Annotated in this window: 22 protein-coding genes and 1 pseudogene; 11 read left to right on the top strand and 12 right to left on the bottom strand. The window is 64.9% G+C overall.

From position 1 onward, the window contains the following. Positions 1–20: 20 nt before the first annotated feature. The 6 genes from DPM33_RS09050 to bcoG all read right to left on the bottom strand — a co-directional run bounded on the left by DPM33_RS09050 (position 21) and on the right by bcoG (position 6,795). Complete coding sequence (locus DPM33_RS09050) at positions 21–803, bottom strand: carnitinyl-CoA dehydratase (protein ID WP_112097054.1); 783 nt, start codon at positions 801–803, stop codon at positions 21–23. Next, positions 796–2,874, bottom strand: a complete 2,079-nt coding sequence (locus tag DPM33_RS09045) for an acetate--CoA ligase family protein (RefSeq protein ID WP_112097293.1) — start codon at positions 2,872–2,874, stop codon at positions 796–798. Before DPM33_RS09045 ends, DPM33_RS09050 begins: the two co-directional genes overlap by 8 nt. Before the next feature lie 64 nt (positions 2,875–2,938). Beyond that, positions 2,939–4,102: an acyl-CoA dehydrogenase family protein gene (locus tag DPM33_RS09040; RefSeq protein WP_112097053.1), complete on the bottom strand. Its 1,164-nt coding sequence runs from the start codon at positions 4,100–4,102 to the stop codon at positions 2,939–2,941. A 5-nt stretch (positions 4,103–4,107) separates the two neighbouring features. Beyond that, on the bottom strand, positions 4,108–5,232 hold the full coding sequence (locus DPM33_RS09035) for a carnitine 3-dehydrogenase (RefSeq protein WP_112097052.1): 1,125 nt from the start codon (positions 5,230–5,232) through the stop codon (positions 4,108–4,110). 2 nt (positions 5,233–5,234) lie between these two features. Further along, on the bottom strand, positions 5,235–5,858 hold the full coding sequence (locus DPM33_RS09030; RefSeq protein ID WP_112097292.1) for an HD domain-containing protein: 624 nt from the start codon (positions 5,856–5,858) through the stop codon (positions 5,235–5,237). 13 nt (positions 5,859–5,871) lie between these two features. After that, a complete protein-coding gene (gene bcoG, locus DPM33_RS09025) occupies positions 5,872–6,795 on the bottom strand; it encodes a 3-dehydrocarnitine:acetyl-CoA trimethylamine transferase BcoG (RefSeq protein WP_112097051.1) in 924 nt (307 codons plus the stop codon). A 78-nt stretch (positions 6,796–6,873) separates the two neighbouring features. On the opposite strand from bcoG, the gene DPM33_RS09020 reads away from it, so the two are divergent. Then, positions 6,874–7,854 carry a GlxA family transcriptional regulator gene (locus DPM33_RS09020; RefSeq protein ID WP_112097050.1) on the top strand — a complete coding sequence of 327 codons (981 nt, stop codon included), beginning with the start codon at positions 6,874–6,876 and terminating at the stop codon, positions 7,852–7,854. A gap of 59 nt (positions 7,855–7,913) precedes the next feature. Here DPM33_RS09020 and DPM33_RS09015 read toward each other — a convergent pair whose 3' ends face one another. The 3 genes from DPM33_RS09015 to xylA all read right to left on the bottom strand — a co-directional run bounded on the left by DPM33_RS09015 (position 7,914) and on the right by xylA (position 10,537). Then, positions 7,914–8,711 (bottom strand): TIGR01458 family HAD-type hydrolase, encoded by a 798-nt coding sequence (locus DPM33_RS09015; protein WP_112097049.1) that lies wholly within the window; start codon positions 8,709–8,711, stop codon positions 7,914–7,916. Positions 8,712–8,774: 63 nt separating this feature from the next. Then, positions 8,775–8,978: a hypothetical protein gene (locus DPM33_RS09010; protein WP_112097048.1), complete on the bottom strand. Its 204-nt coding sequence runs from the start codon at positions 8,976–8,978 to the stop codon at positions 8,775–8,777. Between the two features lie 233 nt (positions 8,979–9,211). Beyond that, entirely contained in the window at positions 9,212–10,537 is a 1,326-nt protein-coding gene (gene xylA, locus DPM33_RS09005; protein WP_112097047.1) for a xylose isomerase, read from the bottom strand. 111 nt (positions 10,538–10,648) lie between these two features. On the opposite strand from xylA, the gene DPM33_RS09000 reads away from it, so the two are divergent. Next, positions 10,649–11,011 carry a nuclear transport factor 2 family protein gene (locus DPM33_RS09000; RefSeq protein WP_112097046.1) on the top strand — a complete coding sequence of 121 codons (363 nt, stop codon included), beginning with the start codon at positions 10,649–10,651 and terminating at the stop codon, positions 11,009–11,011. Positions 11,012–11,238: 227 nt separating this feature from the next. Here DPM33_RS09000 and xylB read toward each other — a convergent pair whose 3' ends face one another. Both xylB and DPM33_RS08985 read right to left on the bottom strand, forming a co-directional pair. Next, a complete protein-coding gene (gene xylB, locus DPM33_RS08990) occupies positions 11,239–12,693 on the bottom strand; it encodes a xylulokinase (protein WP_112097045.1) in 1,455 nt (484 codons plus the stop codon). Between the two features lie 82 nt (positions 12,694–12,775). Continuing rightward, positions 12,776–14,101 (bottom strand): tetratricopeptide repeat protein, encoded by a 1,326-nt coding sequence (locus DPM33_RS08985; protein WP_112097291.1) that lies wholly within the window; start codon positions 14,099–14,101, stop codon positions 12,776–12,778. A gap of 324 nt (positions 14,102–14,425) precedes the next feature. Here DPM33_RS08985 and DPM33_RS08980 point away from each other — a divergent pair. Then, positions 14,426–17,060 (top strand): annotated as a pseudogene (locus DPM33_RS08980) (autotransporter family protein). A gap of 133 nt (positions 17,061–17,193) precedes the next feature. Here the strand turns inward: DPM33_RS08980 and DPM33_RS08975 are convergent. Then, positions 17,194–17,817 (bottom strand): LysE family translocator, encoded by a 624-nt coding sequence (locus tag DPM33_RS08975; RefSeq protein WP_112097044.1) that lies wholly within the window; start codon positions 17,815–17,817, stop codon positions 17,194–17,196. A 332-nt stretch (positions 17,818–18,149) separates the two neighbouring features. Between DPM33_RS08975 and DPM33_RS08970 the strand changes: the two genes are divergently transcribed. From DPM33_RS08970 to DPM33_RS08935, 8 genes are all read left to right on the top strand, one after another. Next, positions 18,150–18,818: a L,D-transpeptidase gene (locus tag DPM33_RS08970; RefSeq protein WP_245442065.1), complete on the top strand. Its 669-nt coding sequence runs from the start codon at positions 18,150–18,152 to the stop codon at positions 18,816–18,818. A gap of 113 nt (positions 18,819–18,931) precedes the next feature. Further along, the gene (locus tag DPM33_RS08965) at positions 18,932–20,098 is read left to right on the top strand and encodes a diphosphate--fructose-6-phosphate 1-phosphotransferase (RefSeq protein WP_112097042.1); all 1,167 of its coding nucleotides are present in this window, start codon (positions 18,932–18,934) and stop codon (positions 20,096–20,098) included. Then, complete coding sequence (locus DPM33_RS08960; RefSeq protein WP_112097041.1) at positions 20,098–20,844, top strand: MBL fold metallo-hydrolase; 747 nt, start codon at positions 20,098–20,100, stop codon at positions 20,842–20,844. The genes DPM33_RS08965 and DPM33_RS08960 overlap by 1 nt, the downstream gene beginning before the upstream one ends. A 186-nt stretch (positions 20,845–21,030) precedes the next feature. Then, positions 21,031–22,575, top strand: a complete 1,545-nt coding sequence (locus DPM33_RS08955; protein ID WP_112097040.1) for a DegQ family serine endoprotease — start codon at positions 21,031–21,033, stop codon at positions 22,573–22,575. A gap of 125 nt (positions 22,576–22,700) precedes the next feature. Then, positions 22,701–23,312: a molybdopterin-dependent oxidoreductase gene (locus DPM33_RS08950; protein WP_112097039.1), complete on the top strand. Its 612-nt coding sequence runs from the start codon at positions 22,701–22,703 to the stop codon at positions 23,310–23,312. A 10-nt stretch (positions 23,313–23,322) separates the two neighbouring features. Beyond that, positions 23,323–24,069 carry a ferredoxin reductase gene (locus DPM33_RS08945; RefSeq protein WP_112097038.1) on the top strand — a complete coding sequence of 249 codons (747 nt, stop codon included), beginning with the start codon at positions 23,323–23,325 and terminating at the stop codon, positions 24,067–24,069. An 80-nt stretch (positions 24,070–24,149) separates the two neighbouring features. Further along, a complete protein-coding gene (locus DPM33_RS08940) occupies positions 24,150–24,377 on the top strand; it encodes an AbrB/MazE/SpoVT family DNA-binding domain-containing protein (RefSeq protein WP_112097037.1) in 228 nt (75 codons plus the stop codon). Between the two features lie 2 nt (positions 24,378–24,379). After that, on the top strand, positions 24,380–24,784 hold the full coding sequence (locus DPM33_RS08935; protein WP_112097036.1) for a type II toxin-antitoxin system VapC family toxin: 405 nt from the start codon (positions 24,380–24,382) through the stop codon (positions 24,782–24,784). Positions 24,785–24,787 lie beyond the last annotated feature (3 nt).

Genomic DNA, 24,787 nt, shown 5'->3' with positions numbered 1-24,787 from the left:
GCTCTGTCATCTCCGCGGGGTCACTTCCCCTTCCACACCGGGTCGCGCTTCTCCGCGAACGCCCGGAACCCTTCCATATTGTCTTCCGACCCATAGAGAACATCCACCGTTGGCAACTGCCTGCGCGTCACCTTGTTCATCGCCTCCTGGAAGGTCAGCGCCTCGGCCACCCGCGCCGTTTCCTTGATCGACGCGAAGACCAGCGGCGGGCCGCTGGCCAGAAGCCGCGCGATCTCCCAGACGCGCTCCTCGAGCTTGTCCTTGGGCAGCACCTCGTTGACTAGGCCCCAGCGATGCGCCTCGGCGACATCCATCCAGCGGCCGGTGAACAGGAGGTCCATGGCGATATGATAGGGAATGCGCTTCGGCAGCTTGATGGTCGCGGCGTCGGCCAGCGTGCCGGCGCGGATCTCCGGAAGCGCGAAGGAGGAATGGTCCGAGGCGTAGATCAAGTCGCAGGACAGCGCCAGCTCGAAGCCGCCGCCCACCGCCATGCCGTTGACGCAGGCGATCACCGGCTTGTTGAGGTCGCGCAATTCCTGCAGCCCGGCAAAGCCGCCGACGCCATAGTCGCCGTCGACCGCGTCGCCGGCGGCCGCCGCCTTCAGGTCCCAGCCGGCGCTGAAGAACTTGTCGCCGGCCGTCTTGACGATGGCGACGCGCAGCTCAGGATCGTCGCGGAACGCCTTGAAGGTCTCACCCATCAGCCGCGACGTCTTCAGGTCGATGGCATTGGCCTTCGGCCGGTCGAGCGTGACCTCGAGGATAGCGCCCTCGCGGCGGGTGGTGATGACGTCAGCCATTCTTCTTTTCTCCAAGCACCAGCAGGGCATCCGCGATCCACGCGCCCTTGCCCTGGGCGCAGACGATCAGCGGGTTGATGTCGAGCTCCTCGATCTCGCCTTCGTTCTTCTGCACGAAGTCGGCAATGCCTGCGATGGCATCGATGGCGGCAGCGACATCGGCCTTCGGCCGGCCTCGATAGCCTTCGAGCAGCGGATAGAGCTTGAGCCCACGCAATGCCGCCTCGATGTCGTCGCGCGTTGCCGGCAGCATCAGGGTGACGCTGTCGCGCAAAAGCTCGACCAGCACGCCGCCGGTGCCGAGCGTCATCACCACGCCGAACATCGGATCGCGGGTGAAGCCGACGATCAGCTCGGCGACGCCGTCGCGCACCATGCGCTCGGCATAAAGCCCGGTGCCGAGCGGCAGAAGGTCATGTGCGGCGGCGCTGACGGATTCGGCGTCCTTTAGGTTCAGCCTGACGGCGCCGACTTCCGACTTGTGCGTCACACCGAGCGCCTTCAGTGCCACCGGGAAACCCAGCGTCATGGACGAGATCACTGCCTCGACCGCGTTGGAGCCGCGTTCGCCTTTCGGCACCGGCAGCCCGGCCTTGATCAGCCTGTCCTTGGCTTCGGCCTCGTCCGGCGTCACGCGCTTGGCTTCCGACGCTCCCGCCGCCGTGGTGTCGACCGGCTGCGCCTGCGGTTCAGCCCAGGCCCAACCGATGAAGGCTGCGGCTCCGGCGGCGTCCATGGCTTCGGAAATACCGAACAGGGGCACCATGCCGCGCGCCATCAGGCCGGCGGTGTATTCCTCGGGCAGGTTTTCCGGCAGCGAGGAGACGATCGCGCCCTGCGCCTTGTTGGTCTTCAGCGCCGCCTCGAAGGCGCGCAGCGTCGCCCACCAGTCGACGTCCGAGCAGCGGTCGGGACGCGGGAAGTCGAGCACCAGCATGTTGAGGTCGAAGCCACCCGACACCATGGCGGTGAAGGTGGCCGTCATCGCCGGCTCGTTGTTCCAGATGAAGGTGTGGTAGTCGAGCGGATTGGCGACCGCGACCAGCGGTCCGAGCGTCGATTTGACATGGGCGCGATGCTGGTCGGTCAGCGTCGGGAAATGCACCCAGCGCCCTTCGGCGCTGTCGGCCATCACCGAAGCCTCGCCGCCCGAGCAGCTCATCGACGAAAGCTTGTAGCCGGGCAGCGGTCCGGTGATGTGCAGCAGCTTCAGCGCCTCGATGAAGGCGGGTATGGAATCGACGCGCGCGATGCCGAGACGTTTGAGGAAAGCGCCGGAGGCGGCGTCCGAGCCGGCGAGTGAGGCCGTATGCGAGACCGTCGCCTGCCGCGCCTGCTCCGAGCGACCGACCTTCATGGCGATGATCGGCTTCCTCAGTTCGCGCGCTCGCGCCGCCAGCCGCTCGAAGCCGGCGACCGAGTCGAACGCTTCGATATGCATGCCGAGCGAGGTGACGCGTTCGTCCTCGATCAGGCCGAGCGCCATTTCGGACAGGCCGGTCTGCGCCTGGTTGCCGGCCGTCATCAAGAAGGCGATGGGCAGGCCGCGCTTCTGCATCGTCATGTTGATCGCGATGTTGGACGACTGGGTGATGATGGCCACGCCCTTGCCGCCCTCGGGTAGCCGGATGCCGCCGTGCTGGTCGGGCCACAACAGCGCGCCGTCGGCATAGTTGATCAGGCCGTAGCAGTTCGGACCGATGATCGGCATCTCGCCGGCAGCAGTGACGAGCTCCGCCTGCAGCCGCTCGCCGTCCTCGTCATAGGCCTCGGTCTCGAGGAAGCCCGCCGCGAAGCAGACGGCGCCGCCCGCGCCGCGCTCGGCCAGCGCCTTGACCACCTCGATGCTGAGGTGCCGGTTGACGCCGACAAAGGCGGCGTCCGGCGCGCCCGGAAGATCGGCGACGGAGCGGTAGGCCTTGCGTCCGGCGACCTCGTCCTTGGTCGGATGCACCGGCCAGATTTCGCCGGCAAAGCCCATCTTGATCGATTGCGCCACGACGGCGGCGGCCTGCGCCCCGCCGAACACGGCGATCGACTTCGGGCGCAGGAGACGTTCGAGTTTATGCATGGCCATCTTTTCGTTTGAGCATGATCCTGTCCAAAGCCGGATCCTGGCTTTGGCCCATCATGCTCTAAGCACCGAACGGACGCAGCAACGCCCGCGAAATAATATGTCGCTGAATCTCCGACGTGCCTTCCCAGATGCGCTCGACTCGCGCGTCGCGCCAGATGCGTTCCAGCGGCAGGTCGTCCATCAGCCCCATGCCGCCATGGATCTGGATCGCTTCGTCGGCGACGTAGGCCAGCATTTCCGTGGCCTTCAGCTTGGCCATGGCCATGTCCTGATCGGTGACGGTGCCCTGATCGTACTTCCAGCCAGCTTCGAACACCATCAGGTCGGCGGCTTTCAGCTCCGTCGCCATGTCGGCGAGCTTGAACGAGACGCCCTGGAACTTGCCGATCTGCTGACGGAACTGCTGGCGCTGCGCGGCATATTCGATGGCGTGCGACAGCGCGCGCTCGGCGCGGCCGAGGCAGGTGGCGCCGACCTGCAGGCGCGTGGCGCCGAGCCAGGAGTTGGCGACGTCGAAGCCTTTGTGCACTTCGCCGAGCACCTGGCTCGCCGGCAGCCGGCAGTCGTCGAATTCGAGGATCGAGTTTGTGTAGCCGCGATGCGAGACATTGCGGTAGCCGTCGCGCACCGTGAAACCCTTGGTGCCCTTGTCGACGAAGAAGGCGGTGATCTTCTTGCGCTTGCCGCGCGGCGAATCCTCTTCGCCCGAGGCCATGAACACGATGGCGAAATCGGCGATGTCGGCGTGGCTGATGAAATGCTTGGTGCCGTTCAGCACCCAGTCGTCGCCGTCCTGCACCGCCGTTGCCTTCATGCCGCGCAAATCCGAGCCGGCGCCGGGCTCGGTCATCGCAAGGCAGTCCGACTTCTCGCCGCGGATGCAGGGGAAGAGATATTTTTCGCGCTGCTCCGGCGTGCCGGCGAGCAAGATGTTGGACGGACGCGCCACGCAGGTCCAGTGCAGCGCGTAATTGGCGCGGCCGAGTTCCTTTTCGTAGAGCAGCCAGCTCACCGTATCGAGGCCCGCGCCACCCACATCGGCCGGCATGTTGGCGGCGTAGAGGCCGGCCTCGATCGCCTTGGCCTTGATCTCCTCGATCAGCTCGCGGCGCAGCACGCCGGTGCGCTCGACTTCGCGCTCGTGCGGGTAGAGCTCATTCTCGACGAAGGCGCGCGTCGTCTCGACGATGAGTTTTTGTTCCTCGGAGAGCCCGAAATCCATCGCCCTCAGCCCTTCTTCTTGCTCTTTTTCGCCTTGTCAGTCTTGGCGGACTTCTCGGCCTTTGCCGGCTTTGCGGCCTTCTTCGCCGGCTTGGCGGCCTTGTCGGCGGTCTTGGCGGCGGCCGGCTTCGCCGCCAGCTTGGCGAGCTGCTTGGTATAATCCTTGTGCAGCGCGCCGGCGCCCCAACCCTTGCCCTTGTTCTGCTTCGACAGCGCTTCCATGATGGCGACCAGATTGTCGTCGCGGATCTTCTCCAATTCGCGGATCGACAGACCATGCGCCTGCTCGTCCGACTGGGTGGCGATCAGGTCGACCAGCTCGTCGTTGAACTCCGGCACGTCCATCAGCTTGGTCCACGGCCATTTGAGGCAGGGTCCGAACTGCGCCATGAAGTGGCGCATGCCGGCCTCGCCGCCGGCGACGCGGTAGACCTGGAACATGCCCATCTGCGCCCAGCGCAGGCCGAAGGAATAGCGCATGATGTCGTCGAGTTCCTCGACGGTGCAGATGCCGTCCTTGACCAGCCAAAGTGCCTCGCGCCATGCGGCTTCGAGCAGGCGGTCGCCGACGAAGGCCTCGATCTCCTTGCGCACCACCACCGGCTTCATGCCGATCGAGGCATAGAGCTCCTTGGCGACCTCGATCGCTTCCGGGAACGTCTGCTGGCCGCCGACGATCTCGACCAGCGGCAACAGATAGACCGGGTTGAACGGATGGCCGACGACCAGCCGCTCGGGATGCTTCTTCATCGCCACCTGCATGTCGGTCGGCTTGATGCCGGAGGTCGACGAGCCGACGATGGCATTGGCCGGCGCATGCGCGTCGATCTCGGCCAGCACCTTGTGCTTGAGGTCGAGCCGCTCCGGCACGCTCTCCTGGATGAAATCGGCGTCGGCCACCGCTTCGGCGATGGTCTTGGCGAAGGTCAGCTTGCCTTCCTTGGGCAGGCCGCCGGGCAGCATCTGCTTGTAGGCGCGGCGCGCGCCCTTCATCACTTCACCCACCTTGCGCGACGCTTCCGGATCCGGATCGAAGATCGAGACGTCGATGCCGTTGAGCAGCAGCCGCGCAACCCAGCCGGCGCCGATGACACCGCCGCCGATGGCGGCCGCCTTGTTGATGATGCTCATGGTCAGGCTCCGGTTCTCGTCTTGGCTGTATCAGGATCGGTGAGGGCCACGCGCTCGCCGGCGCGGATCACCGCCGGGTCGTAGGCCTTGCGGGCGAACACTTCGAGCACGAAGGGCCGGAAGAAGGCGATCGGCAGCGTCTCGTAGTCGGGGTCGAAGCTCGACTGGTCCCAGCGCTCGCAGAACTGGTCGCAGTCGTCGAAATAAGGATGGCCGGCGAAGCGGTCGCGGGCATGCCGGTTGCCACCGACATGGTGCGCGTAATAGAGGCGCTGGAAGTCGCCGTGCTTTTCCACCACCCAAGTGCATTGCTCGCGCACGAAGGGTTTCAGGATCGAAGCGGCATATTCGTCGTGATTGTAGGGCGCGTAGATGTCGCCGATGTCGTGCAGCAGCGTGCAGGCGATCCAGTCGGTGTCGGCGCCGTCACGCCAGGCGCGCGTTGCCGCCTGCAGCGAATGGCCGAGCCGGGTGATCTTGTAGCCGGACAGGCCTTCGTCGAGCTGCACCAGCGCATCCAGCAGCCGCTCGCCGGTCTTGGCGGCATAGTCGATCTCATGGGCGGTCAGGAACTCGTAGTCTTGCCTGTCGCCGTCCTTCATCGCGGTGAATTTGACGGTGGTCATCTTCAACCCCGCTTTATGCAGCTGCGGCGAGCGGTGCCCGTTTGGTGAGGTTGAGCTTCTTGCGCACTTCCTCCGGCCCGAGGATGCGGGCGCCGAGATTGGTGACGATGCTGGCGGCGCGCTCGACGAGCTGCGCGTTGGTCGCCAGCACGCCCTTGTCGAGCCACAGATTGTCTTCCAGGCCGACGCGGACATTGCCGCCGGCAAGCACGGCCGCCGCGGCATAAGCCATCTGGTTGCGGCCGATCGAGAAGGCCGACCAGTTCCAGGTCGAGGGCACGTTGTTGACCATCGCCATGAAGGTGTTGAGGTCGTCCGGCGCGCCCCACGGCACGCCCATGCAGAGCTGCACCAGCGCGTCGGCGTTGAGCACCTTTTCCTCGACCAGCTGCTTGGCGAACCACAGATGGCCGGTGTCGAACGCCTCGATCTCGGGCTTGACACCCAGCGCCGTCATCATGCCGCCCATGGCGCGCAGCATGCCGGGCGGGTTGGTCATGACGTAATCGGCCTCGTTGAAGTTCATCGTGCCGCAATCCAGCGTGCAGATCTCCGGCAGGCACTGCCGGACATGCTCCATGCGGTTGGTGGCGCCACCCATGTCAGTGCCCTTTTCGTTCAAGGGCAGCGGTGCCTCGGTCGAGCCGAACACCATGTCGCCGCCCATGCCGGCGGTGAGGTTGAGCACCACGTCGATATTGGCGTCGCGGATGCGCTCGGTCACTTCGCGGTAGAGATGCACGTCACGCCGAGGCTTGCCGGTCTCGGGGTCGCGGACATGGCAATGGACGATGGCGGCGCCCGCCTTGGCCGCGTCGATCGCCGAATCAGCGATCTGCTTGGGCGAGCGTGGCACATGCGGACTGCGGTCCTGCGTGCCGCCGGAGCCGGTCACGGCACAGGTAATGAAAACCTCGCGGTTCATCGCAAGCGGCATGGTTTCTCCTCCCAAATTCGATCAGGCCTCTAGAATGACCGACTTGCGGGAAACTGTTTTGCGTTTTACGAAGCCTCCATGATCAAAAGCGAAAAGCCGAGCATCTTTCGCGCCGAGCACGAGACTCTCAAGGTGACGTTCCTTGTGTTCTCGGGCTCCTCGATCATGTGCGTGGCTTCGGCCGTCGACCCGTTGCGCGCCGCCAACCGCATCTCCGGCGAGACATTGTTCGATTTCAAGCTGGTCTCGGTCACCGGCGAGGCGCCGGTCACCACCTGCGGTCTGCCGGTTGCGGTCAGCGGCCGCTTCGATGCCGCCGAACCGACCGACATGCTGGTCGTGGTCGCCGGCTTCGGCACGCAGAACTACGCCACGTCGGCGCTGCTTGCCGGTTTGCGCCGCGCGGCGCGTGCGGCCCGCGCCTGCGGCGGCGTCGAGGCCGGCACCTGGCTGGTGGCGCGCGCCGGGCTGCTCGAAGGCCGCAGCGCCACCACGCATTGGGAGGACATGGAGGATTTCTCCGCCGCCTTCCCGGGTGTCGACGTGCGGCCGGACCGCTATGTCATCGACGGACCGGTCTTCACCTCCGGCGGCGCCTCGCCGACCTTCGACCTGATGCTGCACCTGGTCCGCACAAGGCTGGGAATGGCCGCCGCCCTCGATGTGGCGAGCGTCTTCATCTACGACCAGGCGCGCGCCGCGACCGACGCGCAGCCGCTGGTCTCGCTCGGCCGTCTCGACGGCTACGATCCGCGCCTTGCCCAGGCGATCCGGCTGATGGAAGCGCATGTCGACCAGCCGCTCACCATAGACGCGGTGGCAAAACGCGCCGGCGTCACGGCAAGGACGCTGGAAAGCATTTTTCGCAAGTCGATCGGCGAGACGCCGGGCGCCTACTATCTGCGGCTGCGCCTCAGCGCCGCCCGTCGCCTGGTGGTCGATACGCGCATTGCCATGGCGGATATTGCCGGGCGAACGGGGTTCTCCTCCGCGGCGGCCTTCTCCAGGGCCTTCTCCAGGGCCTTCGGCGAAGCGCCGGTCAGGCTGCGGCGCGGCTAATGCATGTTGCCCAAAAGTGCGAAGCGGTTTTGGGACAACGACATGCATCAAACAAAGACTTAAAGCGCGTCGCCTGAATCCGTTTCAGCGCGACGCGCTTTAAGTATCCAGTCGGTCGCGCCGGCAAGATCATCGACCACGGCTGTCGGCGCCGGATTGAAACGAGCTTCATCCTTGGGCCGATACTTGCCGGTCCGCACAAGCAGCGCCGCGCCAAGCCCGGCGCGCAAGGCGCCGGCGACATCGCTCTCGGCATCGTCGCCAACCATGACCGAATCGGTCGCAGGACAGTTCAAGCCGGCAAGCGCCGAGAGGAAGAAATCCGGCGACGGCTTGCCGAGCACGAGCGGGGTTCGGCCACTGGCGAACTCGAGCGCCGCGACGAAGGCGCCGGCGTCGAGGCTGAGCTGTCCGTCGGCATCCTTGAAGGTGCGGTTGACGGCAAGCGCGACGAAGTCGGCGCCGGCGACCAGTTCGCGGAAAGCCCGGTTGAGACTGGCATAGTCGAAGGCCTCGCCGGCGTCACCGATGACGACGGCTCGCCTGCTTCCGCCTTCCAGCCCGGAGAACTCGACCTCAAGGTCGGGATGGACGAGCAGATGCGGCTGGCGGTCATGCTTGCGCAGCCATTCGACGGCGGCGCGCGCCGGCGTCAGCAGTTCCTCCTCGGCGACCTCTATGCCCATTGCGGCAAGTTGCGCTAGGATCGCGCTGCGCGGCGAGCGTGTCGTGTTGCTGACGAAGCGAAACGGCAAGCCTGCTTCGCGCAGACGCCCGATGGCCTCGGCGGCACCCGCTATCTGGGCGTCGCCATCGTAGACGACACCCAGAAGGTCGAGCAGCACCGCGCGTATCATCGATGAAGGATGGAGAAACAGTCTCCGTTCGTCAAACCACTGAAGAATCAGGCCAAGGAAGAATCAGGCGGCGTCGCGATTTTCGTTCACAATGCGCGAGCGCATGCTCTTGGCTAGCGCCGTTTCCAACCGCGCGGCGACCGCGCGATCCCATTCATTTGTCTTGCGGGCGCTGTCTTTCGAGTGCGGCAGCGCCATCAACCGGTCGATGATCGAGCCAGCCTCGCTTGGAGAGAGCAGGGCGTCGATTTCGCGTTCGTGCTGCATATCGGTTCGCCTCCTTCTTCTTCACCCGCCACAGGAGCCATGTTTATACGAGATCCGTGACGGCTGTTTGAAGGCAAGAACGAGGTCATTGAGGGGCGGCGCGGGGCAAAGTTTTGTCAGCCGCTCGCAAATCGCGGCAACGCGATTCCCGGCGTGCCTTTGCGCTGTCGATAAGAGAATGCCGCGGCGGCTTGCTGGCCGCACGCGCCAGATTTCTGTGCACCGATCGGATTTCAGACGTAGCGGTTGACGATGTTTTCGAGCAGCTCCTGCCGGCCGGAGCGCGGTTGCGGCTCGATCTTCTTCTTCACCACGCGTTCCGCGATCTCCTCCAGCGTGCGCTTGCCGGCAAGCATCGCCTTGCCTTCGGCGGTGTTCCAGCCGGCATAGCGCTCGGCGAGCGGGCCGGACAGCGCCTTGTCCTCGATCATCTTCGCCGCCGCCTTGAGGCCGCGCGCGCAGGCATCCATGCCGCCGATATGACCGATCAGCAGGTCTTCCGGATCGAGGGACTGGCGCCGTAGCTTGGCGTCGAAATTGGTGCCGCCGGTCTTGAAGCCACCGCCTTGCAGGACCTGGTAATAGGCCAGCGCCATTTCCGGCACGTTGTTGGGGAACTGGTCGGTGTCCCAGCCGGACTGGTAGTCGTTGCGGTTCATGTCGATGGAACCGAAGACGCCCAAAGCATTGGCCAGGGCCAGCTCATGCTCGAAGGAATGGCCGGCCAGGATCGCGTGACCCTGCTCGATGTTGAGTTTTACCTCCTTCTCCAGCCCGAAGCGCTTGAGGAAGCCGTACACCGTGGCGACGTCATAGTCGTATTGGTGCTTGGTCGGCTCCTGCGGCTTCGGCTCGATCAGGATCGTGCCCTTGAAGCCGATCTTGTGCTTGTAATCGACGACGAGGTTGAGGAAGCGTCCGGCCTGCTCCTGCTCGCGGGCGAGGTCGGTGTTGAGCAGCGTCTCATAGCCCTCGCGCCCGCCCCACAGCACATAATTCTCGCCCTTCAGCTTCTTGGTGACGTCGATGCACTTCTTCACCGTCGCCGCCGCATACGCGAACACGTCCGGATCGGGATTGGTGGCCGCGCCCGACATGAAACGGCGATGCGAGAACAGGTTAGCCGTGCCCCAGAGCAGCTTCACGCCGGTCTTCTTCATCTTCTCGGCGAAGTAATCCGCGATCTCGTCGAGGCGCGCGGCACTTTCGGAGAAATCCTTGCCTTCGGGGCGTACATCGGCGTCGTGGAAACAGAAATAAGGCGCACCGAGCAGCGAGAACATCTCGAAGGCGACGTCGGCCTTGAGCTTGGCCAGTTCCATCGTGTCGATCCCGCCCGGCTTGGCGAACCACGGCCGGTCGAACGTCTGGCCGCCGAACGGATCGCCGCCCGGCCAGGCAAAGGAATGCCAATAAGCCACGGCGAAGCGCAGATGGTCTTCCAGCCGCTTGCCTGCGACGACCTCGTCGGGATTGTAGAACCGATAGGCCAGCGGATTGGTCGAATCCGGCCCCTCATACTTGATTGTCTGGATGTCGCCGAAAAATCCGCTGCTCATCTTGTCCTTCCTCTCCGAGTTCTTCGCCCGATTACCTCAGGCGTAATTGGTTTCGCTCTTTCGTGAGGCGAAAACGGTCATGTCGAAACGATCCAACGAAGGAAGATGACAATGACCGACCTCAACACGATCGCCCGCAACTACATCACCGCCTGGAACGAGAGCGATGCGACTCGCCGCAAGGCCCTGCTCGAAGCGGCCTTCACCAGCGATGTCAGCTATCGCGACCCGGTCATGCAGGGCGATGGCCATGACGGCATCGCAGCGCTGATTGACGGCGTGCAGCAGCGCTTTGCCGGCTTCCGTTTCTCGCTGAAGGGTGAGCCCGACGGCTTTGCCGACCGCATCCGCTTCTCGTGGAATCTCGGGCCGGAAGGTGTCGAGTCCGTTATCGAAGGCACCGACATCGGCGTCATCGAGGATGGCCGCCTGAAGAGCGTCACCGGGTTTCTGGACAAGGTGCCGGCGCAGTGAGGTTAATCGCGGCGGGGCGGTGCGAGGCACCCCCCTCTGGCCTGCCGGCAATCTCCCCCGCAAGGGGGGAGATTGGCTGTCACCTGCCTGTTCGCCAATCGCCAGCGTTGAAAATAGTGCGGCTGCGCCGGAGCTGCTGATCTCCCCCCTTGCGGGGGAGATGCCCGGCAGGGCAGAGGGGGGTGCCTCGCGCCCGCTCATGCGATTACGAGGTGCCTCACTCCCACTCATGCTGTTACAGCTCTGATCGCCGGATAAAGCGCGCGGTAGCGCTGATAGGCGTCCGCATAAGCCCCACCAAGCCCGGCATCAGGCTCGATCGTCGCATCCGTTGCCGGCGCAGCGCAGACCGCAAGCGGATCGGCGCCGGTCGCGGCGATCAGGCCGAGCCGCGCCGCGCCAAAGGCGGCGCCGAAATCGCCATCGGCCGGAATATCGACCGGCATCTGCAACGCCGTCGCGATTGCCTTCAGCCAGTAGCGCGAGCGGGAACCCCCGCCGATCGCCGTCACGCGCGTCAAGGTCGTGCCGGCCTTCTTCAGCGCCTCGAGGCTATCGCGGAAAGCGAAGCCGACGCCTTCGAGCACGGCCTGCGTCAGCACGGCCCGGCTCGACTCGTGTCCGAGCCCGGTGAAGGAGCCGCGAATGGCGGAGTCGTTGTGCGGCGTCCGCTCGCCGGAAAGATAGGGCAGGAAGGAGACGCCCGTCGGCGCCTTCAGCGCATCGCCGAGCTCGGCGGTCAGCTCGCCGGCGCCCTTGCCGGTGATCTCCGACAGCCAGTTGAGCGAATCGGTGGCCGACAGGATGACGCCCATCTGGTGCCAGGTGTTGGGCAGCGCGTGGCAGAACGTATGCACCGCGCTTTCCGGGTTGGGCAGATAGGAGGCGTTGGCGGCAAAAAGCACGCCCGACGTGCCGAGCGACACGAAAGCATGCCCGGCGCCGACCGTGCCCATGCCGCAGGCCGAGGCGGCATTGTCGCCGGCGCCGCCGGCAATCGGGATGCCGGTAGCGATGCCCCACTTTGACGCCAGTTCAGCGCGCAAGCCGCCAGCCTTGGCGGTACCTTCGACCAGCGAGGGCATGTGCTTTTCGTCGAGCGACGTCGCCGCCAGCAATTCGGGCGCCCAGCGCCGCTTGCCGACATCGAGCCAGGACGTCCCGGCCGAGTCCGACATTTCCGAAATATGCTCGCCGGTCAGCCAGAGACGCAGATAGTCCTTGGGCAGCAGCACCTTGGCCACCGCCGCGAAGACCTTTGCTTCATGCTCCTTCACCCAGGCAAGCTTTGGCGCGGTGAAGCCGGGGAAAACGATGTTGCCGGTCAGCTTGCGGAAGCGGGAATCGGCATCGAGCGCGGCGGCCTCGACATTGCTGCGCGTATCGTTCCACAGGATGCAAGGTCGCAGCACCTTGTCCGAGGCGTCCAGCAGGGTGGCGCCGTGCATCTGGCCCGAAAGGCCGATGCCTTTGACCGCGGCCAGGTCCTTCGGGTGCGAAGCCTTGAGCGCGGCGATCGCCGCCTCGCAGGCCTCGATCCAATGCGCCGGATCCTGCTCGGACCAGCCGGGATGCTGCCGCGAGACATCGAGCGAACCATGGCCTGAGCCGATGACTTTCTGGCCGTCGTCGATCAGCAGCGCCTTGACGCCAGAAGTGCCCAGGTCGAGGCCGAGATACATGATTTCCTCCCATTGCCATTAATTTTTTCGGATCTCGAAAAAATCTGGCTAGGCCAGTTCTTATGACAAGATCCGTCTCGGGTCAATTCTCAGACAAATCGGATGCGCGCCGCGAAAGCAGCGACGATAGCGGGCTGTCGGGCCGGGCCAGTTGCCGTTCGGCGGTCAACGCCCGCGCCAGCGCCGTATCGCCGGCGCGCAACGCGGCCTCGATCAGTGTCAGGTCGATCACGTCACGCTGCGCATGGCTGCCGCCGAAGCGATGGGCGATCGAGCGGATCGGCCGGATCAGGCGCACGGACTCGTCGTAATTGCCGTCTCCAAAGGCTTTGATCGCAAGCGTCAGCGGGTGGCCGACGTCGCGCGTGAAGGCGGCGTTGTCGTCACTGCCCTGCATCGCCTCGCGCTGCGCGTCGATCAGCGTTTTCGCCGCCGCTTCCAGCCTGGCGCCGACAAAGGCCATCATCGCGTGCGCGTCGTTGAAGGCGTAATGGCTGGCCGCAGCCTTCGGCATCCAATTCGCTGCGAGAGCCTGCCAGCGGTCGCCGACATCGGTGCCGCCGAGATGAAGCCGCCACAGGATCGCCGAGGCGTCGACCATGTTGAGCGCCAGCGTCGAGCTTTGGCCATAGATCGGCCCGTCATAGAGCCCGAGCACCTCATCGGTCTGGCCGAGATCGTAATGGAACAGCGCCAGATGCCACCAATTGTGGACCTGGAGAAAGCTCTCCTTCGTCCATGCCTCCGGATTGGCGCGCATCCAGGCGATGCCATCCCTTTGCCGGCTTTGCATTTCCATGACATGCGCGACGGCATGCTGCGCCCAGCCGTCGCGCGGTTCGATCTCGACGGCCTGCCGTCCAAAGGATTCGGCGCGCGCATAGTCGCCCATTTCCTCCAGCCCGAAGGCCTGCATGCCGAGAATGGCGTGATAGCCCGGCATGCCCTTCTGCCAGGTCGGCAGCGCCCGGCCGATGCGGTCGCGCAACATGCGCGCATTGCCGGTGAAGAAATCGATCTGATGCCCGGTTTGCAAGGCCACCGCGTCGAGTGGGAAGTCGATGGCGATGTCCTCGAGCAGACGCGAGGCTTCATGCCAACGACCCGCCGCGAGATGGCCGAGCGCTGCAACATGGGCCTTTTCACGCGCCGTTGCCGCTAACGGCAAGGCAGCCACATGGCACGACTGCGCAACCGCCGATGCATCCCGCTCGGTGGCGAGACCGAACAGATAGCCCTTGAAGACGTGCGCCATGACGAAAGCCGGATCATCGGCAATGGCGCGGTCGATCGATTCGACCGGATCGCCGATGAAGCATTGCAGCTCACGCACGGCGCGGGCGTAGGACGAGAACCCGGCTTCAGTCGCACCGGAATAGGTGATGCCGAATGCGTCCTTCAGCGCCATTGGGTGCCCTTCGATGATCGCCATCAGGCTGTTTCAAGCCCCGATCCTAGAGCATCGGCGCGAGGCGTGCCAACGGCCGCCTGGATCAATCAATACTCGGGTCTATCCGGACGGGATCGCAGTTAATCAACCATACGCTGTAGAATAGGCTTTGAAAAACGAAGCGAATTATGGCTTCATTGCGGCAGGGGTGGGTGGACTTAAATCGCGATTTGCGAGGACGCGATGAAGCGCTTTGGAAATTACCTTCCGAGACTGGTCTCGGGCGGAAAAGTTATATCAGCAACTCCTGATCAACAAATAAGAGGCTTGGATCATCCCTGGATGATCGGTCTTTTCGCCTCGACTGCACTTGCGTTTCTGCCTGGTTCCGAAGCCTTCGCGGCATGCGTACTGACCCCTGGCCCCGGTAATGACAGCTTCGTTTGCGACAGTGGCGATTCAGGCGGCAGCCTTACCGATACCGGTGGCAACAACATGCTGACCTTTCCGGCCGGCGGCACCGGCCAGATCAGCGGCAGCGTCACCTTCGGCGCCGGCGCCGACCGCATCGACATGCAGTCGGGCACGGTCACCGGCAATGTCCAGCAGGGCGCCGGCATCGACGATTTCAACATGAGCGCCGGCCAGATCGGCTCGCTCAACCAGGGCGACGGGGTCGACACCTTCACCATGACCGGCGGGCGCATTGTCGATTTCTTCGACGATGGCGACCATGCCGTGATGACCGGCGGCCGCATCGGCCGCGTCAACATGAAGCTCGATCAGAACTATTTCAACATGTCGGGCGGCATCATCGACCGCAACCTCGTCACTGGCTTCGACAAGGACACGATCATTCTCTCCGGCGGCACGATCGGCGGCAACATCAGCGTCAGCGGCGGCGATGACAGTGTCACCATCACCGGCGGCACCGTCGGCGGCGACGTGCTGATGAGTTTCGGCTCCGACAGTTTCGTCTGGGACGGCGGCGGCATCATCTACGGCAATGTCGACCTCGGCGCCGACAGCGACACCGCCAAGCTCAGCAATCTCACCAAGGCCAATCTCGGCGGAACCAAAGCGCTCAACGGCGGTCTCGGCACCGACACGCTCACCTTCGACAACGTCAAGCTCGACGGCATCGCCAGGGTCCAGAACTGGGAGACGATCAACGCCACCAACGATACGGAACTGACGCTCGACGGCAACCTCGTGCTGGGCGACTCGGGCACCGGCACCGGCACCGGCTCGCTCAACGTCGACCAGGCAAGCACGCTTTACGGCGGCGGCTTCAATTCGACCATCCAGGCCTTCACGGCGGGGCAATTGGCATCGGTCGTCAATGCCGGCCGCATCGACCTGACCCAATGGCGGCACCGGCGCCGCCGGCCGGCTGACGATCAATGGCAATTATGTCGGAATGGGCGGCCTGCTGCTGCTGCAGACCGAGCTTGGCGACGATTCCTCCGCGTCGGACCGGCTCGTCCTGTCGGGTGGCGCGGCCTCCGGCTCGACCGGCATCGCCGTGGTCAATGTCGGCGGCGCCGGCGCCCAGACCACCGCCGACGGCATCATGGTCGTGCAGGCGATCAACGGCGCCACATCGATCGCCAGCGCCTTCGCGCTCGATGCCCCGGTCGCGGCGGGCGCGTTCGAATATTACCTGTTCAAGGGCGGCCTCGTCGCCGGCAGCGCGGAGAACTGGTATCTGCGCTCGACGCTGGTCACGCCAGCGACGCCGGCCGCGGCGTCGCCGGCGTCCGAACCCTCACCGGCGCTCGAACCCGTGCCGCCGGAAACCGAGCCGCCTCCGCCGCCGTCCGAACTTCCGCCAGTGCCGGTGCCGACCGATGGCGATATCAACAATCCGCCGGTCGATTCGACGCCGCCGGTGCAGGCGAGCGATCCGGAGCCCGAGGCGCCTCCAGCGCCAGTCGAGGCGCCGCCCGCTGACCCGCCGCCACCGCCGCCGCCGGTGCCCACTGCCGTGCCGGACCTGCCGGTGCCGGCGGCGGGCCAGCAAATCCTGCTCTACCGCATCGAGGTGCCGGTCTATTCGGCGGTGCCGCCGGTGGCAGAGCACCTGGCAATGGCGACGCTCGGCACCTTCCACGAACGCCGCGGCGAGCAGAACCTGCTGTCGGATACTGAGCTTTCGCCGGTCTGGGGCCGCATCTTCGGCCAGGACGCCAAGATGAACTGGTCGGGAACGGTCTCGCCCTCCTTCGACGGCACGCTGTTCGGCCTCCAGGCCGGCTTCGATCTTTTCGGCCGCGAAACCGGCGCCGGTTCGGTCGACCGCGCAGGCCTGTTCGTCGCCTATGACAGCATGAATGGCGACTTGCGCGGCCAGGCGCTCGGCCAGAACGATCTCGCCGTCGGCAGCCTCGACGTCACCGGCACCAGCGTCGGCGGCTACTGGACACGGCTAGGCAAGGATGGCTGGTATCTGGACGGCGTGCTGATGGCGACCTTCTTCGGCGGCTCGGCCAAATCGTCCCGCGACATCGGCATCGAGGTCGGCGGAACCGGCGTCACCGCGTCGTTGGAGGGCGGCTATCCGATATCGCTCGCGCAAGGGTGGACGCTGGAGCCGCAGGCGCAACTGGTCTGGCAGCATCTGTCGCTCGACGACGCCAGGGACCGGTTCTCCTCGGTATCGTTCGATTCCGACGATGACGTCACCGGCAGGATCGGACTGAGGCTGCAGGGCGAGACGGTTCTCAACGGCGTGGCGTTGCAGCCCTACCTGAAGGCCAATCTCTGGCACGATTTCGGCGGCACCGACACGGTCGATTTCGAAGGCACCGGCATCTCGACCGAGAGCCGGTCCACCTCCTTCGAGTTCGGCGGCGGCGTGGTCGCCAAGGTGACTGACAAGGTCAGCGTCTTCGCCACCGGCGACTACACCACCAATCTCGGCGGCGACAAAAGGCGTGTGCTGGAGGGTAATCTGGGCGTGAGCGTCAAATGGTGAAGCTGTGTCGATATTCAGGTGGGCCGGACTGCAAATAGCTGCTCTCAGTGCTTCCGTTGCTCACGGACTGCAAGTCCGCTCCGCTCCGGTTCTCGACTCGGCCTGACCTGAATCTCAACACACCTTGAACGCCTCAGCTCCCCGAGCGCATCGCAACCGTGGCGATGCCGGCGCCGACCAGCAATGTCCCGCCGGTGCGGTTGAAGATGCGGATCGCCTTCGGGTTGCGCACGATGGCGCGCGCCCTCGATGCGACCAGCGCGTAGCCGAACGCGTTGGCGAAGGCCAAAGTCAGGAAGGTCGTCTCGAAGATCAGCATCTGCGTCCAGAAGTCGGCGTGCCGGTCGAGGAACTGCGGCAGGAAGGCGACGAAGAAGGTGATGCTCTTCGGGTTGAGCGCCGTCACCAGCCAGGCATGCGCCATCATCCGTGCGGCCGAAACGACGTCCGTGCGCGGCTCCGCCTTCAGCGCGCCGCCGGCGCGGAACAGCTTTATGCCGAGATAGATCAGGTAGCCGGCGCCGATCACTTTCAGCACCGTGAACACCGTCGCCGAAGCCGCGAGCAGCGCTCCGATGCCGAGCATCGAAAGCGTCATTGCGGTGAAATCGCCCAGCGCAACGCCCACCGCCATCGGCAGCGCGGTGCGCCAGCCCTGTCCGAGCGCATAGGAGACCACCAAAAGGATCGTCGGGCCTGGAATGACGAGAAGGATGGAAGAGGCAGCGGCAAAGGCAGCCCAGTTTTCGAAGGACATTTCCCTACTCCTTGAGCGCAAAGAACAGGATAAATCCCGGGGTCGGCGAGAATGTAAAGAGGCCGTTGGAAAAATCTTCAACGCCTCGACCGGCGGGCCCCTCGGTCGGCGCAACGATCCGTTAGGGTTAAGTCGGACCAACGGACTTTCACGCTTTTTCAACCATGAGTGCAGAAAATGCCTTCATCCGGCCGGACCGTGCTTCCCGCCGGCAGCGTAGGGTTTGGTGTATGCGCGAGTTGCCGCAAAGTCTGACGCCGCCTTCCAACGGCGCCGCAATCGATACCGAAATTCAACTTTCCCGCCGCGCCTTGCTTTCCGGCGCTGGCGCCATGGCGCTGCTCGGCCTGGCCGGCTGCAGCACCACCGAGACGCTCGATCTGCCGCAAATGCAGGTCGACAGCACCGTCACCGGTTCCGTGCCGCCCATGCGTCCGGCGATCAGCGTCGACAAGAACATCACCGGCCCCGACGTCATGTATGCCTCGCTCACCGATGGCGGCTTCCAGGTGCCCGAGGTGCCGTGGCGGAAGGTCAAGCCGCAGTTCCGCCGCCAGATCGTCGTCGACAAGACCGGCGAGGCGCCCGGCACCATCGTCGTGCATCTGCAGGAGCGCATGCTCTATCTCGTTCAGCCGGGCGGCGACGCCATCCGCTACGGCGTCGGCATCGGCAAGGACGGCTTCCGCTGGTCGGGTCGCGCCAACATCCAGTATGGCCGCGAATGGCCGGTCTGGACGCCGCCGCCGGAAATGATCCAGCGCAAGCCGGAACTGGTGAAATGGCAGGGCGGCCAGCCCGGCGGCCTCACCAATCCGCTCGGCGCCCGCGCGCTCTACATCTACCAGAACGGCAAGGACACCGGTTACCGCATCCACGGCTCGCCCGAATGGTGGAGCATCGGCCAGGCGATGTCGTCAGGCTGCGTGCGCTTGATCAACCAGGACATCATCGACCTCTACAGCCGCGTTTCCAAGAAGAACCCGGTGGTCGTCGTCTGATCTTTTTGAGGCGGCCATCCGGCAGCCATTCCAAGATACCGCTTCTTCCGTTGCGCGATGCCGCAAGACAGGCGAAGGTGCCGTGAAAACCTTCGCTTCGGGAGAGATAAAGCATGGCTGGAACCTTCGTCATCGCGCAGGGCGGCGGCCCGACCGCCGTCATCAACCAGACGGTCGTCGGCGCCACGCTGGAGATCCGCAAACGCCATCCCGGCGCTAAGGTGCTGGGCTCGATCCATGGCGTACGCGGCATCCGCGACGGCAATTATGTCGATCTCTCCGCCATTCCCGAAGACCGGCTTCGGCTGATCGCCGGCACGCCGAGCGCGGCGCTGGGCTCGACCCGCGACAAGCCGGACGCCGCTTATTGCGAGGTCATCCTCAACGGCCTGAAAAAGGCCGGGGCCGACGCCTTTATTTATATCGGCGGCAACGACACCTCGGGCACGCAGCAGATCCTGACCGATGCCGCGGGCGGCTCGATCGCCTTCGTGCATGCGCCGAAGACCATCGACAACGACCTCGAGGAGAACGACCATACGCCGGGCTTCATCTCGGCGGCCGAATTCGTCGCCGGCGCCTTCCTCTCGGTCGATCTCGATTTCCGCGCGCTGCCCGGCATCTATGTCGGCATCGTCATGGGCCGCCATGCCGGCTTCCTCACCGCCGCCGCGGCCGCCTGGCAGCTCGATTCCGACAGTGGTCCGCATCTGGTCTATGTGCCGGAGCGCGCCTTCTCGGCCAAGCGCTTCATCGACGAGGTGCGTGAAAAGCTCGACCGCCACAAGCGCTGCATCGTCGCCGTCTCGGAAGGCGTCAGCACCGCCGACGGCAAGGCGCTGGTCGAAAGCCTGGTGCCGCCGGAGAAGCTCGAGCGCGACCAGCACGGCAACGTCAAACTGTCGGGCAGCGACCTGCCGGCGGCGCTCGAACGTGCGTTGGCCGAGGGCCTGCCGGGTAAGCGCGCGCGTGTCGACGCGCTGGGCTACATGCCGCGCGGCTATGTCGGCGCGATCAGCGCCGTCGACGCGCAGGAAGCCTTCGATGCAGGCGCCTTCGCGGTCGCCGTCGCCGGCGAAGGCGGCGGTTCGGTCGCGATCCAGTACGACGGGTCGAAGACCGTGCTGAAGAAGGTGCCGCTGAAGGCGGTGGCCGGCAAGACGCGCCACATGCCCGACGATTTCATGCAGCCGGACGTCAACCAGCTTTCGGAAGCTGGCATGGCCTATCTGAGGCGGCTTGTGCCGGAGAAATACAAGGTCGGAAAGCCCTTCGTCTGATGGGTGAGCTCGTGGTCGGCGACTGGTTCGGCAAGGCGGTCGTCGACGCCAGGACGACGATGCTGACCGAGCCCTTCGTGCATGATTTCGTGCGCGCCAACATGTGGCATCTGAAGGGCCGCGACGCCGACCTTCTGGTCGACACCGGCATGGGCATCCGCCCGCTGGCGCCGGAAATCGATACGCCGGCCGGCAAGCCGCTGATCGTCGTCGCCACTCACATCCATCTCGATCATGTCGGTTCGCTGCATGAATTTCCACTCCGCATGGGGCCGAGGATGAGCGCGGCGCGGTTCGACGGCATGGATGATGCCGTCACCTACGCCTACATGTTCCACAATCTCGACGGCGCCGTCTCGAAGCTGCCGGCGCCGGACTGGAAGGCGTCTGACTACCGTATCCCTTCCGCGCCGCTGACTCGTGCGCTCGACGAAGGCGACGTCATCGATCTTGGCGACAGGAAACTCCGCGTGCTGCATCTGCCCGGACACTCGCCGGACTCGATCGCGCTTTTCGATGAGGCCGACGGCCTGTTCTTCGCCGGCGATGCCATCTATGACGGCATGCTGATCGATGATCTGCCGGATTCCGATCGCACGGCCTATTGCCGCACCATGCAGCGCCTGCTCGACCTGCCGATCCGCATCGGGCTGGGTGGCCATGGCCCGGCTTTCGGTGCCGCCCGGATGCGCGAAATGGCCTCGTCCTACCTGCGCCGGCGTGAGCGCTTCGCAAGCGCGCTCTGAATTAAATCTTCGTAAGGTCGCCCCAAAACCCTAATTCGGGCCATTAGGCATCCTAGATGCCTGTCTGTCGAGACGGCCGGCTGCCATGCACGGCGAGACAGGCAAATCCGGTCATCGGCACGTTGACGGACGATCCCTTGGGAGCGCCCGCGACGCCGGATCAACGCTCGCCCGGACAGAACGACCATGTCACCCACAAGCATTCTTCGCAGACATCGCGTCGCCGCCCTGCTGGGCGCCGCGCTGATCATTTCGCCTGTCGTCGTCTCCTTCGCCCAGAGCAATTCCGGCCTGAGCACCGTGGCCGCGACGACCCAGACGCCCGTCGCCGGCATCACGGCGCCGAACGGCTCCTTCGCGCCGATCATCGCCGTCACCAAGCCGGCCGTCGTCACCATTACGTCCGTGATGAAGGGGCAGCCCCAAGGCGAGGACGAGGGCTCGCCGCTCGGCGGCAATGCGCCTTTCGACCAGTTCTTCCAGCAGTTCTTTGGCGACCAGGGCGTTCCGATGCCGAAAGCGCCGCCGCAGCAGCATGCGCAGCGACAGGAGGCCCTGGGCTCCGGCTTCATCGTCGGCGCGGATGGCACCATCGTCACCAACAACCACGTCGTCGACGGCGCGAGCTCGATCAAGGTGACGCTCGACGACGGCACCGAGCTTCCGGCCAAACTCGTCGGCCACGACGCCAAGAACGACCTGGCCGTGATCAAGATCAAGGCCGACAAGCCGCTGCCGACCGTCAAATGGGGCGATTCCGACAAACTGATGACCGGCGACCAGGTGCTGGCGATCGGCAACCCGTTCGGCATCGGCACCACGGTCACCGCAGGCATCGTCTCGGCGCGCGGCCGCGACCTGCATAGCGGGCCGTTCGACGATTTCATCCAGATCGACGCGCCGATCAACCACGGCAATTCCGGTGGCCCGCTGGTCGACGTCGCCGGCAATGTCATCGGCATCAACACCGCGATCTATTCGCCCAATGGCGGCAGCGTCGGCGTCGGTTTCGCCATCCCGTCCGACCAGGCTCAGAAGGTCGTCGCCAAGCTGATGAAGGGCGGCGACATCGAATACGGCTATCTCGGCGTGCAGATCCAGCCGGTCACGCAGGATGTCGCCAGCGCCATCGGCCTCGACCATCCTGGCGGTGCGCTGGTTTCGGCGGTCACGGATGGCTCACCGGCCGCCAAGGCCGGTATCGAGACCGGCGACGTCATCACCGGCTTTGCCGGCCAGGAGGTCAAGGATCCGAAGGACCTGTCGCGCGCGGTCGCCGATGTATCGCCGGGCGTCAAGGAAACGCTCGATGTCTGGCGCAAGGGCAAGGCGATGCAGATCTCCGCCGACGTCGGACGCAACAGCGACGATCAAAAGACCGCCGCGAACGCCAATGAGGGCGGCAGTCAGTCAGGCGGCCAGGGCCTGCGTGTCCCCTCGCTCGGTCTCGGCCTGACCGACCTCACGCCTGATATCCGCGACCAGCTCAACCTTGCCGACAACCAGCGCGGCGCCGTGGTCGAACAGGTCAATCCGGACAAGGCGGCTTCGGCCGCCGGCATCCAGCCCGGCGACGTCATCGTCGGTGTCGACCAGGCCCCCGTCAAGACGGCCAGACAGGCCAACCAGGCGATCGCCCAGGCCGGCAAGTCCGGCAAGAAGTCGGTGCTCTTGCTGATCGATCGGGGCGACTCGCAGATCTTCGTCGCCGTGCCCTTCGCTGCCGGCTGAGAGAGGCTTCGAAAGAGCCTGCCGGCATCCCCGGCGGGCGCCGCCTTGCAAGATTTATGTTGCCCATCGGAGCGTCTTCGAGAACACTCCCTGCGATCGGTCAAACCCGTCGCAAGGATGTCTCGATGGTCACGCGTGGCTTCTTTTCCGGACGGCGTCCTCCTTCCGACACCGACGCGCGCATCCCGCCCGGCCAGTATCTGGAACAAGGTTTCCCTGTGCTCTCGGCCGGGCCGACGCCGCGCGTGCGCGCCGAGGATTGGTCCTTCACACTCAAGCACGGACCGAAGCCGCTCAAGAAATGGAACTGGGTCGAATTCAACGCCCTGCCGCAAAGCAAGATGACGCGCGACATCCATTGTGTCACGGCCTGGACCAAGTTCAACACGCCCTGGCAAGGCGTGATGATCGACGACATCCTCGCCGACGCCGGCATCGAGCCGCCGACCGCCTACACGCTGGCGCTCTCCTTCGACGGCTATTCCACCAATGTGCCGACCAACGACCTCGTCACCGGCAAGGCGATGGTGGCGCTGCTCTATGAGGGCAAGCCGATCACACCGGACCATGGCGGTCCGGCGCGGCTCCTGGTGCCGCATCTCTATTTCTGGAAGTCGGCCAAATGGGTGAACGGGCTGCAGTTCACCGAGCGCGACGAGCCGGGCTTCTGGGAACTGCGCGGCTATCACATGTATGGCGACCCCTGGCGTGAGCAGCGCTACTCGAGTGACCCGTGAGTAGCGATCAATGAGCGCCGAGCCGTCATCGCAATCGCCCTGGCAGGCAGCCACGATCACCCGCATCGAAAAGCGCACGCCGCGCGTCACCAGCTTCTGGTTCAAGCCGTCGCGGCCCTTCGCCCATCTGGCGGGACAGCATGTCGACATCAGGCTGACGGCGCCCGACGGCTATCAGGCGCGCCGTTCCTACTCCATCGCCTCGGCGCCGGACGCCGGCGCCGCCGTCGAGCTGGCGATCGAACGGCTCGACGACGGCGAGGTCTCGCCCTTCTTCCACGACGTGGCGGCGGTCGGTGACGAGATCGAATTGCGCGGGCCGCTTGGCGGCCATTTCATCTGGGAAGACAGCGACGGCGGACCGATCCTTCTGGTCGGCGGCGGGTCGGGCGTCGTGCCGCTGATGGCGATGGTCCGCCATCGCACGCTGCGCAACGCGGCGGTGCCCGTCGCGCTGGTGTTCTCGGCGCGTGTCTGGGACGAGGTGATTTTCCGCGACGAACTGATCGGCCTCGACGACCGGCTTGACGGGTTCAATCTGGTGCTGACGTTGACCCGCGAACCGGCCAGGCGGCCAGCCGACTATTCCCGGCGCGTCGACGCCCGCATGATAGTGCAGGCCATCGAGCGACTGCCGAAGGCGCCAAGACTGGCCTATGTCTGCGGCTCGAACGCCTTCGTCTCGGCCGCTGCCCAGGCGCTGATAGACGCCGAAGTCCCGGCGGGGATTATCCGCACCGAGCGCTACGGGGTTTGAAAAGACGCTACCCCTCAACCGTTGAAATTCGACCCGCAAGGTAATACCTTGTGCACATCTGGTATTACCGAGGAGCGAAGATGGCCACCACCGTTACGGCAAAGGGACAAGTCACCATTCCGAAACCGGTCCGCGATCTGTTGGGGATCGTGCCGGGAAGCAGGGTCGATTTCCGGCGTGCCGCCGATGGAAGCGTGGTGCTGGCTCGCGTCGACAGAAAGCAGCCGGTGAGCCGCTTCGCCAAGTTGCGCGGTCATGCCGGCGAGGGGCTCACGACCGACGCGATCATGGCGCTGACGCGTGGCTAAGCGTGACGCTCATTGACACCAACGTTCTGCTCGACCTTGTCACGGACGATCCAAACTGGGCGGATTGGTCGGTTGCTCAGCTTGAGGCGGCGAGTCTCAACGGACCATTGTTGATCAATGATGTGGTCTATGCCGAGCTCGCCGTTCGCTACGCTCGAAGCGAGGATCTCGATGCGTTTCTTGATGCGGCCGGTCTTGAAATGGCGCCCATACCACGGACGGCTCTTTTCCTGGCCGGAAAGGTATTTACACAGTACCGCCGGTCAGGAGGACACAGGACCGGCGTGTTGCCCGATTTTTTCATTGGTGCCCATGCCGCGGTCGGCAGCCTTCCGCTTCTGACCCGTGATGTCGGTCGCTACCAAACCTATTTTCCCACGTTGAAGGTGACCACTCCGAACTCCTGACGA

This window comes from Mesorhizobium hawassense (genome assembly GCF_003289945.1).
Lineage (GTDB): Bacteria > Pseudomonadota > Alphaproteobacteria > Rhizobiales > Rhizobiaceae > Mesorhizobium > Mesorhizobium hawassense.
This window is presented reverse-complemented; position numbering and strand designations above follow the sequence as displayed.

What these genes read in the sequence shown, in the direction of transcription:
- DPM33_RS09050 (WP_112097054.1), bottom strand. Translation starts at nt 803, where the DNA reads ATGGCTGACGTCATCACCACCCGCCGCGAGGGCGCTATCCTCGAGGTC.
- DPM33_RS09045 (WP_112097293.1), bottom strand. Translation starts at nt 2,874, where the DNA reads ATGCATAAACTCGAACGTCTCCTGCGCCCGAAGTCGATCGCCGTGTTC.
- DPM33_RS09040 (WP_112097053.1), bottom strand. Translation starts at nt 4,102, where the DNA reads ATGGATTTCGGGCTCTCCGAGGAACAAAAACTCATCGTCGAGACGACG.
- DPM33_RS09035 (WP_112097052.1), bottom strand. Translation starts at nt 5,232, where the DNA reads ATGAGCATCATCAACAAGGCGGCCGCCATCGGCGGCGGTGTCATCGGC.
- DPM33_RS09030 (WP_112097292.1), bottom strand. Translation starts at nt 5,858, where the DNA reads ATGACCACCGTCAAATTCACCGCGATGAAGGACGGCGACAGGCAAGAC.
- bcoG (WP_112097051.1), bottom strand. Translation starts at nt 6,795, where the DNA reads ATGCCGCTTGCGATGAACCGCGAGGTTTTCATTACCTGTGCCGTGACC.
- DPM33_RS09020 (WP_112097050.1), top strand. Translation starts at nt 6,874, where the DNA reads ATGATCAAAAGCGAAAAGCCGAGCATCTTTCGCGCCGAGCACGAGACT.
- DPM33_RS09015 (WP_112097049.1), bottom strand. Translation starts at nt 8,711, where the DNA reads ATGATACGCGCGGTGCTGCTCGACCTTCTGGGTGTCGTCTACGATGGC.
- DPM33_RS09010 (WP_112097048.1), bottom strand. Translation starts at nt 8,978, where the DNA reads ATGCAGCACGAACGCGAAATCGACGCCCTGCTCTCTCCAAGCGAGGCT.
- xylA (WP_112097047.1), bottom strand. Translation starts at nt 10,537, where the DNA reads ATGAGCAGCGGATTTTTCGGCGACATCCAGACAATCAAGTATGAGGGG.
- DPM33_RS09000 (WP_112097046.1), top strand. Translation starts at nt 10,649, where the DNA reads ATGACCGACCTCAACACGATCGCCCGCAACTACATCACCGCCTGGAAC.
- xylB (WP_112097045.1), bottom strand. Translation starts at nt 12,693, where the DNA reads ATGTATCTCGGCCTCGACCTGGGCACTTCTGGCGTCAAGGCGCTGCTG.
- DPM33_RS08985 (WP_112097291.1), bottom strand. Translation starts at nt 14,101, where the DNA reads ATGGCGCTGAAGGACGCATTCGGCATCACCTATTCCGGTGCGACTGAA.
- DPM33_RS08975 (WP_112097044.1), bottom strand. Translation starts at nt 17,817, where the DNA reads ATGTCCTTCGAAAACTGGGCTGCCTTTGCCGCTGCCTCTTCCATCCTT.
- DPM33_RS08970 (WP_245442065.1), top strand. Translation starts at nt 18,150, where the DNA reads ATGGCGCTGCTCGGCCTGGCCGGCTGCAGCACCACCGAGACGCTCGAT.
- DPM33_RS08965 (WP_112097042.1), top strand. Translation starts at nt 18,932, where the DNA reads ATGGCTGGAACCTTCGTCATCGCGCAGGGCGGCGGCCCGACCGCCGTC.
- DPM33_RS08960 (WP_112097041.1), top strand. Translation starts at nt 20,098, where the DNA reads ATGGGTGAGCTCGTGGTCGGCGACTGGTTCGGCAAGGCGGTCGTCGAC.
- DPM33_RS08955 (WP_112097040.1), top strand. Translation starts at nt 21,031, where the DNA reads ATGTCACCCACAAGCATTCTTCGCAGACATCGCGTCGCCGCCCTGCTG.
- DPM33_RS08950 (WP_112097039.1), top strand. Translation starts at nt 22,701, where the DNA reads ATGGTCACGCGTGGCTTCTTTTCCGGACGGCGTCCTCCTTCCGACACC.
- DPM33_RS08945 (WP_112097038.1), top strand. Translation starts at nt 23,323, where the DNA reads ATGAGCGCCGAGCCGTCATCGCAATCGCCCTGGCAGGCAGCCACGATC.
- DPM33_RS08940 (WP_112097037.1), top strand. Translation starts at nt 24,150, where the DNA reads ATGGCCACCACCGTTACGGCAAAGGGACAAGTCACCATTCCGAAACCG.